The organism is Plantactinospora sp. CA-290183, assembly GCF_050936375.1.
Taxonomy (GTDB): Bacteria; Actinomycetota; Actinomycetes; order Mycobacteriales; family Micromonosporaceae; genus Plantactinospora.
In genome coordinates, this window is record NZ_JBNJMX010000002.1 from 675,311 (window position 1) to 692,565 (window position 17,255).

Here is a 17,255-nt window from a genome sequence, read left to right on the forward strand (position 1 = left end):
CGAGATGCAGGACGGCGCGCGTCAACTCCGCGACGAGGTGCCGGCCTGATGGGCCTCGCCGCGGCAGCGAAGGAGCAGGGCCTGCCACATGACAAGGGCCACGATATGTGCTCACCGCGCGTTCCGAAAGCCGAGTCCGGAATCTGGGAGTTCCGATTCCGGGCGGGCGACGGCGGGTCAGCCGAGCAGCAGGTCGGCCACCGGGCGGCGCCGGCGCAGGCCGAGCTCCCGCAGCCGCAGGTCCTCGGGGAGGGAGAGCGGGTCGCCCAGCCGGCCGAGCGCGACCACCACGTGCGGGCGTACCTCCGGGGGAAGTTCCAGGTCGGCGCGGAGGCCGGCGGCGTCGAAGCCGGCAATCTGCCGTACGTGCAGCCGCAGCGCGGTGGCCTGGACCGTGAGATGCGCCACGGCCTGGCCGAGGTCGTAGGCCGCGTGCGGCAGCGGGCCCCCGGCCGGACCGGTGGTGGCGTGCGCGCCGAGCAGCAGCGCCGAGGCCCGCCCGGCCCAGCGCTGGTTGGCCGGGGTCAGGTTGGTCAGGATCCGCTTGTACGCCTCGCCGTGCCGACGACCCAGCAGGAAGCGCCAGGGCTGGGTGTTGTCCGCGGACGGCGCCCAGCGGGCCGCTTCGAGCAGCGACGCGACCTCGGCGTCGGTGAGGTCCGCGATCGGGTCGAACGCGTGAGGGCTCCACCGGGTCGCCAGCAACGGGGAGAGTTGGGCCATGGCGCCGAGTGTGCCGTACCGGGCGTTGCGTCACCGAACCGGGGTCACCTGGCGTGTTCGGTCGCACCCACAAAGTAAAGATCGTCGGTGGTGCTGGCGGGACGATTCACCCGGTCGGGCTACCGGAGCCGTCGGGGACCGGACTGTGCAGGTCGTCCGGCGGTGCCGCCACCCCGAGCGGTTCCCGGTCGACGAGCGGGCCGGGCAGGGTGACCGTCTCGGGTGCCGCCGCCGGCGTACCGGCCAGGACCAGGGTGCCGGCGGGCAACCGGGCGGCGGTGAGGGTGCCGTCGGGGTCGTAGCAGTAGATGCCGGGGTCGAGCGGCGGATCGACCGACGCCGAGGTGGACTCCACCGCGAAGCAGCTCCCCCGGGCGCCGGCGAGCTGTGTGGTGGTGACCGAGAGCGGCGCCTGGCGGTCGGTGAGCACCTCCGGCCAGTCGGTGAAGGGGTGCTGCAACGCCGGGTCGTACGCCGGGTCGAGCGGCTTGCCGGGGTCGGAGACCCGTACGCAGCCGGGCGCCTCGGGGCGTTGCACGGAGGGCAGCGAGCACTGGTAGAGGCCGGCGGAACTCTGCACGACCGAGACGTCCCCGGTGCCGCCGAGTACGCCGCCGGGGATGTCCACCCGCCACGAGCCGTTGCGGGCCCGGGTGACCGCCACCGTCCGGTCCGGCTGGCCGTCCGCGCGCAGCGTGTAGACGGCGGCGAGCTGCCGGTCCTGCGCGGCGGCGGCGAGGGCCGCCAGTTGCTGCCGCGCCTGGGTCGGCTGGCTGGCGGCGGGGGGACCGGTCGTCGGGGGCGGGGTCGGCACCGCCTCGGCGCCGCAGCCGGCCAGCAGTGCCGGTGCGGCCAGCAGGAGGATGCCGGCCAGCTGCCGGGCGGGACGGGGGGTTACACCGGAGGGCACCCGTGCATTCTCGGGCCAGATCGCCGGATCGGTCGGTCAGCCCAGTTGCGCTCGCGTGTCGCCGGTAAGGAAGGGCCCCTTCTTATCGTTTTCTGTATAGGAAGGGACCCTTCCTAACCCGGTTGGCGGGCGCGGCGGCACGTCGACCGGTCGGATGGTGGGAACGCCTGGTCGGTGCGCCGATCCCGGCCGGTACCCTGAGGGGGACTCACACGGCGCCGCCGGCTTCCACCCGGCGGCGTCGGCACGCTCAGGGCCGGCGCGACTCGCGCGGCCCAGGGAAGGAGTGGACCCACGTGGCACTGGTGGTGCAGAAGTACGGCGGGTCCTCGGTCGCCGACGCCGAGCGGATCAAGCGGGTGGCGGAGCGGATCGTCGCGGCCCGCAAGGCCGGTGACGACGTGGTGGTCGTGGTCTCGGCGATGGGTGACACCACCGACGAGCTGCTCGACCTGGCCAACCAGGTGAGTCCGCTGCCGCCGGGCCGTGAGCTGGACATGCTGCTGACCGCCGGCGAGCGCATCTCGATGGCGCTGGTCGCCATGGCGATCCACAACCTCGGTTACGAGGCCCGCTCCTACACCGGTTCCCAGGCGGGGGTGCTGACCACCTCGGTGCACGGCCGGGCCCGGATCATCGACGTCACGCCGGGCCGGCTGCGCGCCGCCCTCAACGAGGGCGCGGTGGCGATCGTCGCCGGTTTCCAGGGCGTCTCGCAGGACACCAAGGACATCACCACGCTCGGTCGGGGTGGCTCGGACACCACGGCGGTGGCGCTGGCGGCGGCGCTCGGTGCCGACGTCTGCGAGATCTACACGGACGTCGACGGCGTCTTCACCGCCGACCCGCGGATCGTGCCGAACGCCCGGCACATCAGGACCATCACCTACGAGGAGATGCTGGAGCTGGCCGCCTGCGGCGCCAAGGTGCTGCACCTGCGCAGCGTGGAGTACGCCCGGCGGGCGGGGTTGCCGATCCGGGTACGTTCGTCATACTCGACCAACACCGGAACCATGGTGACCGGATCGACGGAGGACCTACCCGTGGAGCAAGCACTCATCACCGGGGTCGCCCACGACCGCAGCGAGGCGAAGATCACCATCGTCGGCGTTCCGGACGAGCCGGGCGCGGCCGCCCGGATCTTCGAGACCGTGGCGGGCGCCGAGATCAACATCGACATGATCGTGCAGAACGTCTCCACCGAGGGCACCGGGCGGACGGACATCTCGTTCACCCTGCCCAAGGCCGACGGGCCGACCGCGATGGCCGCGCTCAGCAAGATCCAGGAGCCGGTCAAGTTCAAGGGCCTGCTCTACGACGACCACGTCGGCAAGGTCTCCCTGATCGGTGCGGGCATGCGCTCCCACCCGGGCGTCGCGGCGAGCTTCTTCGCCGCCCTGGGCGAGGCCGGCGTGAACATCGAGATGATCTCCACCTCGGAGATCCGGGTCTCCGTGGTGTGCCGGGACACCGACCTCGATGCCGCGGTCCGGGCCGTGCACGATGCTTTCGACCTTGGCGGTAGCGAGGAAGCGGTGGTCTACGCCGGGACCGGGAGGTAGCCGGCCATGGCTGGGCTACCCACGCTCGCGGTGGTCGGCGCGACCGGTGCCGTCGGTACGGTGATGTGCGACCTGCTCTCCTCCCGCAAGAACGTCTGGGGTGAGATCCGGCTGATCGCCTCGGCGCGTTCCGCCGGGCAGACGCGGATGTGCCGGGGCGAGGAGCTGACCGTCCAGGAGCTGACCGCCGAGGCGTTCGACGGCGTGGACGTGGCCATGTTCGACGTGCCGGACGAGGTCTCCGCGCAGTGGGCGCCGGTGGCCGTCTCCCGGGGCGCGGTGGCGGTGGACAACTCCGCCGCGTTCCGTACCGACCGGGACGTGCCGCTGGTGGTGCCGGAGATCAACCCGGAGCAGGTCCGCAACCGCTCCAAGGGGATCATCGCCAACGCCAACTGCACGACCCTGACGATGATCATCGCCCTCGCGCCGCTGCACCGCGAGTTCGGGCTGCGCGAGCTGGTGCTCGCCTCGTACCAGGCGGTGTCGGGGGCGGGGCAGGTCGGGGTCGACACCCTGCACGACCAGCTCTCCAAGATCGCTGGGGATCGGGTGCTCGGCTCCCGGCCGGGCAACGTGCGGCAGGCGGTCGGCGACGACCTCGGCCCGTTCCCCGCCCCGCTGGCGCTCAACGTCGTCCCGTGGGCCGGTTCGCTGCGGGACAACGGCTGGTCGTCGGAGGAGTTGAAGCTGCGCAACGAGTCGCGCAAGATCCTCGGCCTGCCCGACCTGAAGGTCTCCGCCACCTGCGTACGGGTGCCGGTGGTGACCGGGCACTCGGTGGCCGTACACGCCGTCTTCGGCACCGAGGTCGACGCCGAGGGCGCCCGCGAGGCGCTGCGCAACGCGCCCGGGGTGATCCTGGTCGACGACCCGGAGCGGGGCGAGTTCCCGATGCCGATCGACGCGGTCGGCACCGACCCGTCCTGGGTGGGCCGGATCCGCCGCTCGGTGGACGACCCCCGGGCGCTGGACCTCTTCGTCACCGGCGACAACCTGCGCAAGGGGGCGGCGTTGAACACCGCCCAGATCGCCGAGCTGCTCGCCGCCGAGTTCAGCGCCGCGCGCTGACCGGGCCTCCCCGCCCGGCGGTGGAGCAGGGTCTCCCCGGCCGGCGGTGGAGCAGGGCGGGAACGCCCGGTCAGCCGGCGGCCACGCCGACGCCGTCCCGGCCCTGCCGCTTGACGAGGTAGAGCGCCTCGTCGGCGCGGTGCAGCGTCAGGTCGGGCGACTCGCCGTCCCGGCGCAGCGCCACCCCGACGCTGACCGTACGGCCGGTGCGGCGGGCCGCCTCCACCAGCCGCTCGGCGATGCCGGCCGCCTCCTCCGGGCGGAGCACCTCGACCACCGCGACGAATTCGTCGCCGCCGATCCGGTACAGCTCGTCGCCGTGTCGCAGGGCGGTCTGGAGGGCCCGGGCCAGATCCACCAGCACCCGGTCGCCGGCCTGGTGGCCGTACGTGTCGTTGACGGTCTTGAAGTCGTCCACGTCGACGGCGAGCAGGGCGGTCCGCCCCGGCTTGAGGTCGGCGATCCGCTCGCCGAACGACCCCTGGTGGCGCAGCCCGGTCAGCGGGTCGGAACTGGCCCGTTCGCGGAGCCGGGCGAGCCCGCGCAGCCGGTCCAGACAGATCCAGGACTGCGCGGCGAGCAGCTCGACCAGGTTGACCGTGGTCGGGTCGGGGCGGAGCCGGCGGCTGTCGCCGACCAGCAGCACCCCGCAGAGTTCGGTCGGCCCGACCGGTACGGAGATCAGCGTCTGCACCCCCGCGCCGACCAGCAGGTCCTGGTCGGCGGTGGGCGGGTGGTCGCCCTCGCCGAGGGTGTAGGACGCGCCGTAGCGGTGGGCGTGGGCCCGGAGCCGCTCCAGCACCTCACGGCCGGCGCCGGCGAGCGCGGCGTGCACCCGGGCTTCGAGATCGTCGGGTACGACGTCCGGGGTGACCACCGAGGGGCCGGCCGGCCCGTCCAGCAGGAAGACGGCGGAGCTGAGCCCGGAGACGTCCCGGGCCGCCTGGACGGCGGCGGTGAGCAGGTCCGGCTCGGTCGGCGCGGCGGTGAGCGCGGCGGCGTGCCGCAGCAGCTTCTCGCTGCGGCTCTCCGCCGGGGCTCCGCCGAGCTGCGCGATCCGGGCGCCGAGCTGGCCGGCGACCCGCTCGGCGGTGTCCCGCCAGGCGTCGAGGTCGACCTCGCCGGTCCACTCCAGGTCCAGCACGCCGATCGGTCGCCCCGCCGGGTCGAGCAGTGGCACGCAGGTCTCCGCCAGCACGTCCGGGCGCAGCGGCACGTAGTCCGGGTCGCGGGTGACGTCGGGCACGCTCTCGGTCTTGCCGGCGGCGTAGACCCGGCCGACCACCCCGACCCCCGGCGGTACGGAGGAGAAGACCTGCCACGATCCGGTGGCCGCGACGCAGCGGAGCCGGTCGTGCACCCGGATCAGCACGGCGATCCGGCCAGGGACGTGGCGGCCCAGCGCGGCCACGGTCGCCTGGCACGCCTCGGTGGCGGTGGCGGCGGCGGGCAGCCGGGTGGCCACGTCGCGGACGACGCGGGAGTGGTCGAGGGGCAACGGTTTCCGATCCTTGGCATCGGACGCCGGCTCGCGACGACGACCTCCGGGGAGCGGTTTCCGATCCGCCGGAGGAGGGGTCCGAGCGTGCGGCCCGAGGGGTAGGGGGCAGGTCGGCCGCCCGGCGGCGGCCGGACGACGCTCGGACCAAGATTACTCAGGGTGCTGAGAGAACGCTGAGTTCTCCGCCCCGACCAGGGGTTGGGGCGGCGGATCCGCGCGCGACGACCGGAACACCGTGCGGAGCGTGACGGGCGTCACTCCGTACCCCGGCTAGGACCGCGCCTCCGGCAGGCCGGCCAGGACCGTGGCGACCTCGCCGGGCCGGACCAGGAATCCGACGTGGCTGCTCTCGACGGTGCGTACGTCGAACGGGTTTTCCGGGGTGAGTGCGTCGGCCTCCCGGATGAACCGGTCCTGGAGCGCGAGCGGCAGCGACAGGTCCCCGGTCAGGCGCAGGTAGGTGCGGGCGATCCGCCCCCAGGTGTCGGCCCGGGCCCGGTCGCCGGCACCGCCCGCGTCGAGGCTCTCGTCCGGTTCCAGGGTGTTGAGGTAGGCCAGGAACTCCTGGTCGGTGCCGTCGGCCAGCATCGCGGTCTTCAGCGCGGCGAGCAGGTCGGGGTCGGCGGTGCGCCAGTTCAGCCGGAGCGCACCGAGTTGGGCGGGGTCGCCGACCAGCGCGGGGGTGGTCGCGTTGAGCGCGCTCGTCGCGTACTCCGGTCCGGCCATGTATTCCGCCGGGGTCAGGTCGACGCAGCACCAGGCGGAGACGTAGACGATCCGGTCGATCAGCTCCGGGACGGCGTTGCCGACTCCGGTGAGGGTCAACCCGCCCCGGCTGTGCCCGACCAGGATCACCGGCCCGTGCGCGGCGGCCCGGCGTACCACCTCGACGACGTGCCCGACGGCGTCGGCCAGGGTGATGCCGGCCAGGGTGGCCGGCGCGGCAGCCAGCGCGGCCGGGTCCTGGGGTGCCTGGTAGCCGGCCGGGAACGCCGCGCCGAAGCCGTGTCCGGGCAGGTCGACGGCGAGCGACCGGTGCCCGAGCAGGGCCAGTTCGCGCTGCATCGGGGCCCAGCTGAACGAGTTGCCGAACGAGCCGTGCACGAGTACGAAGGTGGGAGGCATCCGATGATCTTCGCACCGGGCGCCCCGGCGGCGTTGGACCGGACAACCCCGGCTGACTAGGATCGGCACAAGTCTTTGTGATCATGGGGGAACGGAAGCCGAGGGATGACGCGCCTGCCCGACGAGGTGGTGTCCGCGGTCGGCCGGGTCACGATCGCGGCCGGCGACCTGGAACTCATCCTGGCCTGGATCGGCGCCGACCAGGCGGGCGGCAACGCGTTCGAGGTGCTGGCCCGCCCCGGTGAGCCGGTACGGGCGGCCCGCGGCTCCGTCGAGTTCACCGCCTCGCGCTACCGGGAGGCGTACCTGCCGGTGGTCGAGATCGCGGCCAACCTCCTCGCCAAGCGGCACGCGGTGGTCTCCGCGATGTGGGTCAGCGAGATCCCGGACGGGTCGGGGCAGACCTGGGAGCTGCTGGACGACCGGACCCACGTACGCCAGTTGGTCGACCCGCGCGCCCTGGACGAGCTGACCCGGCAGCTCCTGGAGGCGCGCAACCGGCTGGTCGAGATCGTGACCGCGCAGCTCAACAACGCCCCGGTACCGGCGCCCTGACCTGCGCCGGGACGCGCTGACGCTGCCCCCGCCGCCACGAAATCGGATGCCGCGTCCGGTCCTGCGGGCTAGCGTCGATCCCCGGGCCGGGCCGCCGGGTTCTCCGGCCCGTCATCCCAGGGTCTCCGGAGGGAAGTGCGATGAGCGACGTCCGCGTCGAGCAGGCCGGGCCGGAGAGCTGGCCGGCGTGGCGGGACATCCGCCTGCGGTCGCTCCTCGCCGACCCGGAGGCGTACGGCTCGACCCACGAGCGCGAGGCGGCCTTCGACGAGGCGACCTGGCGGTCCCGACTCGACGGCACGGGCGGACCGGCCGTGCTGGCCTTCGCGGGCGAGGAACCGGTCGGGCTGGGCGCGGGCTGGCGCGACGAACCGGGCCGGCTGATGGTGGTGGCCATGTGGACCGCGCCGAGCTGGCGCGGGCGCGGCGTGGGCTGGCAGATCCTCGACCACCTGGTCGGCTGGGCGCGGGAGCGCTCGCTGCTGCCCCACCTGTGGGTCGCCGACGCCAACCCGGGGGCCCGCCGGCTCTACGAGCGCTACGGCTTCCGCCCGGACGGCGAGACCATGCCGCTGCGCGAGGGGAGCCCGCTCACCGCGACGCATCTCGGGCTGCCCGCCGCCCCCTGATCCGGCGCGGGGCACGGTCCACGGGCGCGACCCGTCGCCGTCGGGGCGCCGCCCGGCACCGCGCCGCCGCTCGTCAGCCGGGCGCGGGATGCTCAGCGCAGCCAGCCGAGGAACCGGCGGTGCAGCGCACCGGCCGGGGACCGGGGCAGGTCCCGCGCGGCGCGGACGAACTGGGCGCCCAGATAGAGGCCGAGCGAGACCGGCGCCCCGTCGAACTCCGCGCGTAGCTCCCGCTTGCGCGTCGGGCACGGCCAGGCCGCGCCGCAGCCACCGCAGCGCCAGAGCGGCCGTACCGGCCCGTGCGTGGTCACCGCGGGCCGCCGTCGACGGCCGGGTTCGTCCACGCCCGCCGGCCGGTCGCCGCAGCCAGCTCTTGCCGGGGGTACGCCGTGCGTCCGCCCGGCTCACGATGATCCGTCGCCGTTCCACCCTCGCCGGATGCCCGCTCGCCCGATGCCCGCTCGCCCGATGCCCGCTGGTCCGGTGTCTCCCCGTCCGGCCAGTGGCCTCGGTTGATCGGGATGCGGTGCCGGGTCCGGCAGGGCAGGTCGGCTCCGCAGGCGCAGATGTGACGCCACCGTCGCCAGGACCAGACGGGACGGTGCCGTCGAGCGAGCGTCACCGCGACACCGAGGACGTACCCGTCGTACGAGATCCGCCGCATCAGCTCTCCCCTTCGAGCTGGGCCGTCATCCGGCTCGCTCACCTAGCGTTGTCGTGGCCCTCACTGTGCGGCGGTACGCTCAGTCCAGTCGATGGGTTGGCGATTGCCACGGCTGACGGGCAACGTGCAACCGGCGGGGAGGGCAGAGCCATGCCGTCGTTCGGGCCCCTGATGCGGGGGATGCGGGAGGCGCGTGGCCTGTCCCTCGCCGCTCTCGCCGAGCGGCTGCCTGTCGACAAGGGGCACCTGTCCCGGATCGAGAACGGTCGCCGCAAGCCCACCGAGGACCTGGCCCGGCGCATCGACGCGGTCCTCGGCGCCCGAGGCGAACTGATCGCCTGCGCCCACCTGGATGTCGCCGCCGCCGTCGACGCCCAGCCATGGGAGACCGTCGAGCTGCTCCGCCGGATGCGGGCGAGCGACACCGCTCCGGCCACCATCGAGACGTTGCAGGCCACCATTACGGAGCTGTGCTGCGAGTACGGATGGCGTGACGCCCGTCAGTTGCGGGCCGAGGGGCAGGGCTGGCTACGGGAGGTGTCTCGAATGCTGCGGCAGCCGGTCGGCCTCCACCAACACCGCGAACTACTCGTCTGCGCCGGCTGGCTGGCCCTGCTGGTCGGATGCGTCGAGTACGACCTCGGCATGCGCGCCGGCGCCGAAGCGACCCGGACCGCCGCGCGGCAGCTCGGCGAGGAGGCCGGGCATGCCGGGATCACCGGATGGGCATGGGAGATGGCAGCGTGGTTCGCCCTCACCCAGTCCCGCCACCCGGCGGTGCTGGCGGCAGCCAGGGCAGGCCAGGAGGTGGCTGGATCGGCTCCGGTCGCTGTGCAGCTCATCGCGCAGGAGGCCAAGGCGCTCGGCCGGCTCGGTGACGTACGCGGCGTCCGTACGGCTCTGGATCGTGGGTGGCAGCTCCTCGACGCGATGCCTGCCCCCGAGCGGCCCGACAACCATTTCGAGGTGGACCCGGCAAAGTGGCTGTTCTACGCGATGGACGCCTACCGGTTCGCCGAGGACGACGGCCTGGCCGAGCACTACGCCGTGGAGGTGATTCGGGAGGGGACCGCGCCGGACGGAACCGAGCGGTCACCGATGCGGGCGGCCGAGGCCCGGTTGACGCTCGCCGCCACGGCGGCCCGCGCAGGCGACCTGGAACGGGCGGCCGGTACCGGCATGGCCGCCTTCAACGCCGGCCGCCGTTCGCTGCCGTCGCTGCTGCTGGTGGCGGGTGAGGTGGACGCGGAGCTGCACCGCCGCTACCCGCGCGAGCAGGCCACCGCTGACTTCCGCGAAGCCCTCCGCGCGATCCGCTGATCTGGAGCGTCCTCGGCCGCTGACCAGACTCTGGGAGGGCCGCCCTGGCGGATGCGCAACTGCGCCAGCGGCTGCGGTTTCCAACTGTGCTCCTCGCCAAGCGTCACGGGAGCGGCTTGAATAGCGGGGTGGAGGTCAGCAGGGACGGGCGGAGTTGGCGGATCGGCGCCGCCGCCGACGTGGAGTGGATCGCCGGTCACACCACTGCCGGCATCTCGATCACCACCGCCATCCCGCCGATCTTCGACGCCTACGCCACCACGTACCAGGCCGACGACGTCACCGCGGCCGCCTACGAGCACGCCCTGGTCGATGACCTCATCGCGCATACTCCCGACCAGCCCTGGTGGCTGGCCTACCTCGAAACCGGCGCCCACGACATCGTCTTTCCCCGCGCCCCCAGGGTGTCGCTCTACTGGGACTGGCCGTACGTGCTGGTGGAGGCCGGACCCGAGCAGGCCCTCACCTGGCGGACCGGTCATATGCGCCACGGCTACGGATCGCTACCCGACCTGTTCTTCCCCGCCGATCGGTCATGGCTGGTCTCCGCGCTCTGGGACGACACCTGGACCTGCGTGGGCGGCCCGGAAGCGCTGATCAACACCCTCCAGCGCGACCCCCTGGCCAACGCCCGCCGGGTCCGACCCGACGAAGACGCGCTGCCACCGGGACTGACCCGTGAGTGATACCGACGCCTGACCCCGTCGCGGGGTCGGTGTGTTCGGGTCTGAACGTTCCTGGCCGCCTCTGATCGACTCATGGACATGTTTCATTCCGCTAACCATATTGGGTTGAACATGTTAAGTCGCTTGGCGGCGAAGGCTTCATCGATGCCGCCGTCGAGCGTCCCGATCGAGGATCGCCGCGCACCAGGCACAGCGGCCCAGCCCTCGATCCAGGCTCAGGAGAGGCGAGAACATGACGGGAAGACCGCACGGGTCTCTCAGCGCGGCGAGCATGTCGGCTGACGGTTACGTATCAGGACCACCGCGGAGCGCTGGGTCGTTGCGCCGGTTGCTGATCGCCCTCACGGTGACCGCACTCGGTACGCTGGCCGGCGTCGTCGCCACCTCGGCGCCCGCCGACGCCGCCACCAACCAGTTCCGGGGCATGAACTGGGCCGTGCTGGGCGACAACTTCAGTACGGGCCCGCTCGTCGTCCAGGGCCTGAGCCAGTCCGACAGCAACGCGACCGTGCGGGCCAAGGCCAACGCCCTCTACGACGACATGGCGGCCATCGGGGTCAACACCGTCCGGCTGCCGATCAACACCCACACCGTCGGCACGACGTGGTGGGACAGCTACCGGGGTGCCGTCGACGCGGCCACCGCTCGCGGATTCAAGGTCATCCTCGCCTACTGGGAGGACGGCGCCGCCTCCGGCGGCAGGATCACCAACCTCGCCGCGTGGAACACGATGTGGTCCCGCGTGACCAGCACCTACGGCTCCAACACCAATGTGTACTTCGAGCCGATGAACGAGCCCCACGGCTACAGCTCGGCGGACTGGCGCAACGTGGCGGCGAACTGGCTCAGCTACCACTACTCGGCGGTGCCCGGCCGGGTGCTCATCGGCGGCACCGGCTACAGCCAGGACCTGCGGGACGTCTGCAACGACAGCCGTTTCAGCGGAACGCTCCTGTCCTTCCACCACTACGCCTTCTTCTACAGCGCGATGACGTACGACGCCTTCCGGAGCCACATCCAGACCCGCCTCGGGAACTGCGCCTCCCGCGCGGTCGTGACCGAGTACGGCGCGCCGATGTCCACCGGCCTCAACTATGGCGACGCGGGCAGCACCGACAACTTCGTGCGGCACATCCGCGCCGTCACCCAGGTCATGCGGGACAACCAGATGGGCGGCACGTATTGGCCCGCCCTCGGTGGGAAGCCCACCGGAAGCCTCGGCTACGACCACTACTCGATGTTCGCCCTCAGCGGCAGCGGTACCAATCTCAACCTGGCTGTCCGCAATGCCTCCGGCCGCGACCGGGTCCGGTACGGCTGGGGACTGTAGGTCGGCTCCGCGCCACAGCCTGGTCGACGCCCTCGGCGCCGAGCCTCGTGCTCGGTGCCGGGGGCTTCGTCGTGCCGACACTGCCCTCCGGCACGTGTACGGATAGCCGTACCGCAATGGCTCTTCGGGCCCCGAAATAGGGAATTGGGGCCGGCTCCGGCCACGGAGGACGCCGTTCTTGCTGGTCGATTGTGGTGGGCTCGGTCTCTTCGGGCGGTCGTGTGGGTGGAGGTGGTGCGGCATTGTGGGCTGCGTGGATGTGCCGGGTGCGGAGCGCGGGTGGGTTGATCTTTTTGTGAGTTACGCGGGTCCGGATCGGCCGTGGGCGGAGTGGGCTGCCTTCGAGTTGGAGGCGGCGGGCTACTCGGTTGAGTTGGACGTGTGGGATTGGGCCGCGGGCAGTAACACGGTGTTGAACATGAACGATGCGCTGGGTCGGGCGGGTCGAGTGTTGGTGTTGTACTCGGCGGCGTACTTCGAGCGGGATCGGTTCACGGTGGATGAGTGGACGGCGGTGGTGGCCGAGCGTCCGGATGCCGAGGGTCGACGTCGGTTGGTGCCGGTGCGGGTGGCCGAGGTGAAGCCTCCGCCGATCTTGTCGCCGTTGCTGTGTGGGGATCTGTTCGGTCTGGATGAGCGGCGGGCTCGGGAGGTGTTGTTGGCCGCGGTCGGCGGGCCGGTACGCCCGTCGGATCGGCCGTCGTTTCCCGGTGCGGCGGTGTCCGGTGTTGGCGGCGGTGGTCCGCGTCCGCCGGGTAGTTATCCGGCGGTGTGGAATGTGCCGCGTCGGCTGGCGGGGTTCACCGGTCGGGAGTCGTTGCTGGCGGCGTTGCGGCAGCGGTTGACGGGTGGGGATCGGGCGTTGGTGCAGGCGCTGCACGGTCTGGGTGGCGTCGGTAAGACGCAGTTGGCGGTGGAGTACGCGTACCTGTTCGTCGGCGGTTACGACCTGGTCTGGTGGATCGACGCGGAGCGGGCCGATCTGATCGGTGAGCAGGTGTCGGCGTTGGCGGTGGCGGCGGATTGGGTCGAGGCTGGCACGGTGACGGCTGTCGCGGCGGACGCCGTGTCGCGGCGGTTACGCGGCATGTCCCGCTGGTTGATCGTGTTCGACAACGCTGAGCCGTCGGATGAGCTCGGGTCGTGGCTGCCGCCGGATACCGGTCATGTGATCATCACGTCCCGCCGCAGGGGGTTCGCCGGTGTCGCCGCGCCGGTGGAGGTGGATGTGTTCGATCGGGGTGAGTCGGTGGCCCTGCTCAGGGAGTATGTGCCGACGTTGACGGAGCGGGATGCTGATCGGTTGGCGGTGGCGTTGGGAGATCTGCCGCTGGCGTTGGCGCAGGCCGGTGGGTTGATGACCGAGACCGGGATGACGGTGCCGGAATACCTGGCGGAGCTGGACGCGGGTGCGGCCGAGGTGTTGGCGGCTGGTAAGCCGGTGGGGTATCCCGTTCCGTTGGCGGCTGCGGTGCAGGTGTCGACGAACCGGTTGGCGGGCGAGGATCCGGCGGCGGTGCAGTTGCTGCACCTGTGCGCCCAGCTGGCTCCGGAACCTGTCCTCTTGGCCTGGTTCGATACCGCCGCTGCCGCAGACGTGTTCGATCAGCCGTTGGCGGCGGTGGTCGGCGCACGGTTGGCGTTTCGTCGCAGCCTGGGCCGGCTGGCAGGATTCGGTCTGGCCCGGATCAGCGACGACGCGGTGCAGCTGCACCGTCTGACCCAGGCCGTTCTCCGCGACCAATGCTCGCCCGAGTGTAGGGAAGCGGACCGGCGGCGGAGCGAACTCCTCATTGTCAGTGTCACGCCCACCAACGACGGCACTGATCCTGCTTCCTGGCCGGCCTGGGCGGCGCTGCTGCCTCACCTGCTGGCCCTGGACCCGACCACGGTCGGGCCCAAAGCACGATCGACGGCCTGCAACGCCCTGTTCTACCTGCTGATGCGTGGCGAGTACCGGACGGCCCTGCCCCTGGCCGAAACCTGGCACCGCCGGTGGCGGGCAGTCCTCGGCCCGGACGACCACCACGTCTTGTGGGCGGCCAACCAACTCGCCTCCGCATACCGGTTCCTCGGCCACTACCGGCAGGCCCACGAACTCACCGAAGACATCCTCACCCGCCGCCGCCGGGTCCTGGGCGACGACCATCCCAACACTCTGAGCGCAGCCAACAACCTCGCCATCGACCTGCGCGACCTGGGTGAGCACGAGCGGGCCCGGGAACTCGACGAGGACACCCTCACCCGCCGCCGCCGGGTCCTGGGCGATGACCACCCCCACACCCTGACCTCAGCCCACAACCTCGCGATTGACCTGAGCAATCTGGATGAGTACGAGCGGGCCCGCGCACTGGCCGAGGAGACCCTTGACCACCGTCGCCGGGTACTAGGCGTCGACCACCCCGACACCCTGGCCTCCGCCCAGAACCTAGCCATCGACCTGAGCAATCTGGGCGAGCACGACCGGGCCCGCGCACTCCACGAGGAGACTCTTGACCATCGTCGCCGGGTACTAGGCGTCGACCACCCCGACACCCTGGCCTCCGCCCAGAACCTAGCCATCGACCTGAGCAATCTGGGCGAGCACGACCGGGCCCGCGCACTTCATGAGGACACCCTCACCCGCTCCCGCCGGGTCCTGGGCGACGACCACCCCGACACCCTGTCCTCAGCCCACAACCTCGCGATCACCCTGCGCGCCCTGCGTGAGCACGAGCGGGCCCGCCAACTCGACGAGGACACCCTCGCCCGCCGCCGACTCCTAGACGACGATCACGGCAACACCACAGGCGTGCGGGCGACCGGCCGGCAACGCGAGGAGTAGTCGTTCAGGAAGCGCTGAAGGGCACATCCGTCGATGGGTGTGCCCTTCTCGCCTGGTCGGGGTGGCCGGATTCGAATCGGCCGTAGCGTCGAGTGTGATCGTGTGCCGTACCGCGTGGTCAGGCGGGGTGGCCGGCCACCGGGGATGATCAACCTCAATATCCGGACGAATCCGCCTCTATTCTGTTATTTGAGCAACAGGAAGCGGATCAACAGAGTTCCGAGCCCCCTGAGGATGGCTGACTCAGAAGCGCTCAGACGGCAGTTGTAGAGTGCCGATTCATGAAGCCGGGCGGCGCCGACAGCATTCTAACGCATCTCGATCTTGCATGGTCTCATGTCGGCGCTTCAACGGGCGATCTTGATCTACCAGATCCGATCGCATTTGCTGACATGCGGCTGGCCTGGCCTCAGCAGCGCCTCCTGCTGGCACAGAAGATTTTAGAGGGCGATACGAAACCAGCGGATCTCGAACTCATCGATCTTCCAAAAAATGAGCTCTTAGTACGACCACTTGCAAGAGTCAGTCTCGAAAGCCGGCTTATGTACGAGGCATCCGTCCTGGCGGTCGTAGAGGAGATCGACAGCAGGCTCTCGGATGCGGTATTTAGCCACCGTTGGCTACATTGGGACAAGAGGCTATACGCGCCCACTGGTCGATGGATGAAGATGCTAGATGAGGCTCGGGTATTCCATCGAAAGAATCCGAAGCTGATGCTTGCACGCACAGACGTTTCAGCCTTCTACGAGAACGTCGACGTGTCGTTACTGTTACAGGAGCTAGAAAAGTTATCGCCTCCCAAGTGGGCACTGGACAGCCTCAGAATTTTCTTACAAGCATTCAACGCTCTCAACAACGTATGGGGCATACCTCAAGGATTCGACGTAACCGGAATCCTCGCTAATCTCTACCTTCTTCCGGTCGATCTTGCGTTGAAGCAAGAGGGGTTCAAGCACTTCCGATACTCAGACGACATGCTGATCTTCGGCGAGGATTGGCTATCACTGAGAAAGGCTTTACTGCATTTGACGTCGATCCTCCGGAGTCGACGACTGGTTCTCGCCAGCGCTAAGACCCATGTCATCCCAACTGGCGGAATCTTGGACGAGTTGTCCGACGCCGACAAGAACGCGATTAACTACGGCATCGCAACCGGCAAGGCCGAGGTTACGGACGATATTCGTAGATTCTTCGAAGGTGCCGTAGGCGGCGAGTTCGTAGACAAGCGGAACTTTACGTACAGCCTCACCAAACTGGCGTCCATGAAGGATAACTATGCAGTCGAATGGACACTTGAGAATATCGGAACAGTCCCGCACGCGAGCCGCGAAGCACTGGCATACTTAGGCGCCTTTCATAAGGCGGAGGCAAAATACGAGCGCCTTGTGGCCGACTTTCTACTCAACAGCAAGCTCTCACAGTACCCATTTGCGCAACAGAACGTACTGCTATATCTAATAAAGCACGGCGTGAGAGAACCGGTGGCAAGAGAGTCTGCCTGGCAGCTTATCAAGGACAGGAATACGCAAAGTTTCGTACGCGAGTTCGCTGCAAGGTACCTAGGCTTACGTGGCGAGCCGACGGATTCGATTCTGCTGAAAAAGCAGTTTAGAGAAGAACGCGACATCAAGGTGCGACGCGCGCTTCTTGTCGCCTGCTATGAAGCTAAAAACTGTGAGCCGGAGATGCTAGACCTGATCTCTAAATCCGTTCCAGAGCTTCGAATAACCGCCGACTACCTGAGAACCAATCCCACATCTATACCGATCCCCATCGCAGAGAGAAGGCCATATGGCCGCGCCTAGTGGACACGATCAGCTCAGGCGAGAGTTTGAGAACCTATACGAAGACTGCAACTACACGTCTCTAACGTACTTCAATGCGGCCAAGTCGGCCGACTTCTGGGGAAAGGCCATTGTGTTCTGGCCGGCAGTGGTCAGCTCTATCGCCTCGTTGTTAGTTTCACTCAACCAACCAAAGCAATGGAGCGCGTTAAGCGCTATCGCGAGCGCGATCGTTGCTACAGCCTCCTATCTCGGCGCCAACAAGCGAGCCGATCCCCTCAAGGATTCAGCCAAGAAGTTGACGGTACTGCGACACAAGGTCCGCTTAGAGCTTGCCCTTGTCATGGAGCGCGACGCCGAGAATCTAGAGACTCTAGTTCGCGATATGCGGTCGGAGTATGCTGCGATCGTTTCAGCCAACGAGCTTGTACCCGACCGATTCTTCAAGCGATCACAAAGGCAAATGCAGTGCGGGGTGTTGGAGTACGCCGAAGATGTTAACGGGGAAGGTGGAGCCACAAAAACCTCATTCGGCCGTTAATCCAAAGGTCGGTGGGCGGTGCCTTGAGCT

16 protein-coding genes are annotated in these 17,255 nt (G+C 69.7%); 10 read left to right on the top strand and 6 right to left on the bottom strand.

Annotated features, from left to right (window positions below; translation table 11 throughout):
- Positions 1–177 precede the first annotated feature (177 nt).
- Both ACQEUR_RS07965 and ACQEUR_RS07970 read right to left on the bottom strand, forming a co-directional pair.
- The gene (locus ACQEUR_RS07965) at positions 178–723 is read right to left on the bottom strand and encodes a nitroreductase family protein (RefSeq protein WP_433027619.1); all 546 of its coding nucleotides are present in this window, start codon (positions 721–723) and stop codon (positions 178–180) included.
- A 106-nt stretch (positions 724–829) separates the two neighbouring features.
- Complete coding sequence (locus ACQEUR_RS07970) at positions 830–1,633, bottom strand: hypothetical protein (protein WP_433027622.1); 804 nt, start codon at positions 1,631–1,633, stop codon at positions 830–832.
- 296 nt (positions 1,634–1,929) lie between these two features.
- Between ACQEUR_RS07970 and ACQEUR_RS07975 the strand changes: the two genes are divergently transcribed.
- On the top strand, positions 1,930–3,195 hold the full coding sequence (locus tag ACQEUR_RS07975; protein WP_433027625.1) for an aspartate kinase: 1,266 nt from the start codon (positions 1,930–1,932) through the stop codon (positions 3,193–3,195).
- 6 nt (positions 3,196–3,201) lie between these two features.
- Positions 3,202–4,266, top strand: a complete 1,065-nt coding sequence (locus tag ACQEUR_RS07980; protein WP_433027628.1) for an aspartate-semialdehyde dehydrogenase — start codon at positions 3,202–3,204, stop codon at positions 4,264–4,266.
- Positions 4,267–4,336: 70 nt separating this feature from the next.
- Here the strand turns inward: ACQEUR_RS07980 and ACQEUR_RS07985 are convergent, their stop codons facing one another.
- Entirely contained in the window at positions 4,337–5,764 is a 1,428-nt protein-coding gene (locus ACQEUR_RS07985; RefSeq protein ID WP_433027631.1) for a diguanylate cyclase domain-containing protein, read from the bottom strand.
- A gap of 273 nt (positions 5,765–6,037) precedes the next feature.
- Positions 6,038–6,892, bottom strand: coding sequence for an alpha/beta hydrolase (locus ACQEUR_RS07990; RefSeq protein WP_433027634.1), 855 nt, complete (start codon positions 6,890–6,892; stop codon positions 6,038–6,040).
- Positions 6,893–6,997: 105 nt separating this feature from the next.
- On the opposite strand from ACQEUR_RS07990, the gene ACQEUR_RS07995 reads away from it, so the two are divergent.
- Positions 6,998–7,447: a hypothetical protein gene (locus tag ACQEUR_RS07995; protein ID WP_433027637.1), complete on the top strand. Its 450-nt coding sequence runs from the start codon at positions 6,998–7,000 to the stop codon at positions 7,445–7,447.
- A gap of 140 nt (positions 7,448–7,587) precedes the next feature.
- The gene (locus tag ACQEUR_RS08000; RefSeq protein ID WP_433027640.1) at positions 7,588–8,076 is read left to right on the top strand and encodes a GNAT family N-acetyltransferase; all 489 of its coding nucleotides are present in this window, start codon (positions 7,588–7,590) and stop codon (positions 8,074–8,076) included.
- 92 nt (positions 8,077–8,168) lie between these two features.
- Here the strand turns inward: ACQEUR_RS08000 and ACQEUR_RS08005 are convergent, their stop codons facing one another.
- Together ACQEUR_RS08005 and ACQEUR_RS08010 are read right to left on the bottom strand one after the other, a co-directional pair.
- Positions 8,169–8,387: a hypothetical protein gene (locus ACQEUR_RS08005; protein WP_433027643.1), complete on the bottom strand. Its 219-nt coding sequence runs from the start codon at positions 8,385–8,387 to the stop codon at positions 8,169–8,171.
- Positions 8,384–8,740 carry a hypothetical protein gene (locus ACQEUR_RS08010; protein ID WP_433027646.1) on the bottom strand — a complete coding sequence of 119 codons (357 nt, stop codon included), beginning with the start codon at positions 8,738–8,740 and terminating at the stop codon, positions 8,384–8,386. The genes ACQEUR_RS08005 and ACQEUR_RS08010 overlap by 4 nt, the downstream gene beginning before the upstream one ends.
- A gap of 150 nt (positions 8,741–8,890) precedes the next feature.
- On the opposite strand from ACQEUR_RS08010, the gene ACQEUR_RS08015 reads away from it, so the two are divergent.
- The 6 genes from ACQEUR_RS08015 to ACQEUR_RS08040 all read left to right on the top strand — a co-directional run bounded on the left by ACQEUR_RS08015 (position 8,891) and on the right by ACQEUR_RS08040 (position 17,225).
- Positions 8,891–10,060, top strand: a complete 1,170-nt coding sequence (locus ACQEUR_RS08015) for a helix-turn-helix domain-containing protein (RefSeq protein WP_433027649.1) — start codon at positions 8,891–8,893, stop codon at positions 10,058–10,060.
- A gap of 128 nt (positions 10,061–10,188) precedes the next feature.
- Entirely contained in the window at positions 10,189–10,746 is a 558-nt protein-coding gene (locus ACQEUR_RS08020) for a hypothetical protein (protein WP_433027652.1), read from the top strand.
- Between the two features lie 319 nt (positions 10,747–11,065).
- Positions 11,066–12,076 carry a cellulase family glycosylhydrolase gene (locus ACQEUR_RS08025; RefSeq protein ID WP_433027655.1) on the top strand — a complete coding sequence of 337 codons (1,011 nt, stop codon included), beginning with the start codon at positions 11,066–11,068 and terminating at the stop codon, positions 12,074–12,076.
- 253 nt (positions 12,077–12,329) lie between these two features.
- Complete coding sequence (fxsT, locus tag ACQEUR_RS08030) at positions 12,330–14,900, top strand: FxSxx-COOH system tetratricopeptide repeat protein (protein ID WP_433027658.1); 2,571 nt, start codon at positions 12,330–12,332, stop codon at positions 14,898–14,900.
- Positions 14,901–15,181: 281 nt separating this feature from the next.
- Complete coding sequence (locus tag ACQEUR_RS08035; RefSeq protein ID WP_433027661.1) at positions 15,182–16,705, top strand: RNA-directed DNA polymerase; 1,524 nt, start codon at positions 15,182–15,184, stop codon at positions 16,703–16,705.
- Positions 16,692–17,225 (top strand): hypothetical protein, encoded by a 534-nt coding sequence (locus ACQEUR_RS08040; RefSeq protein ID WP_433027664.1) that lies wholly within the window; start codon positions 16,692–16,694, stop codon positions 17,223–17,225. The genes ACQEUR_RS08035 and ACQEUR_RS08040 overlap by 14 nt, the downstream gene beginning before the upstream one ends.
- The last annotated feature ends 30 nt before the right edge of the window (positions 17,226–17,255 follow it).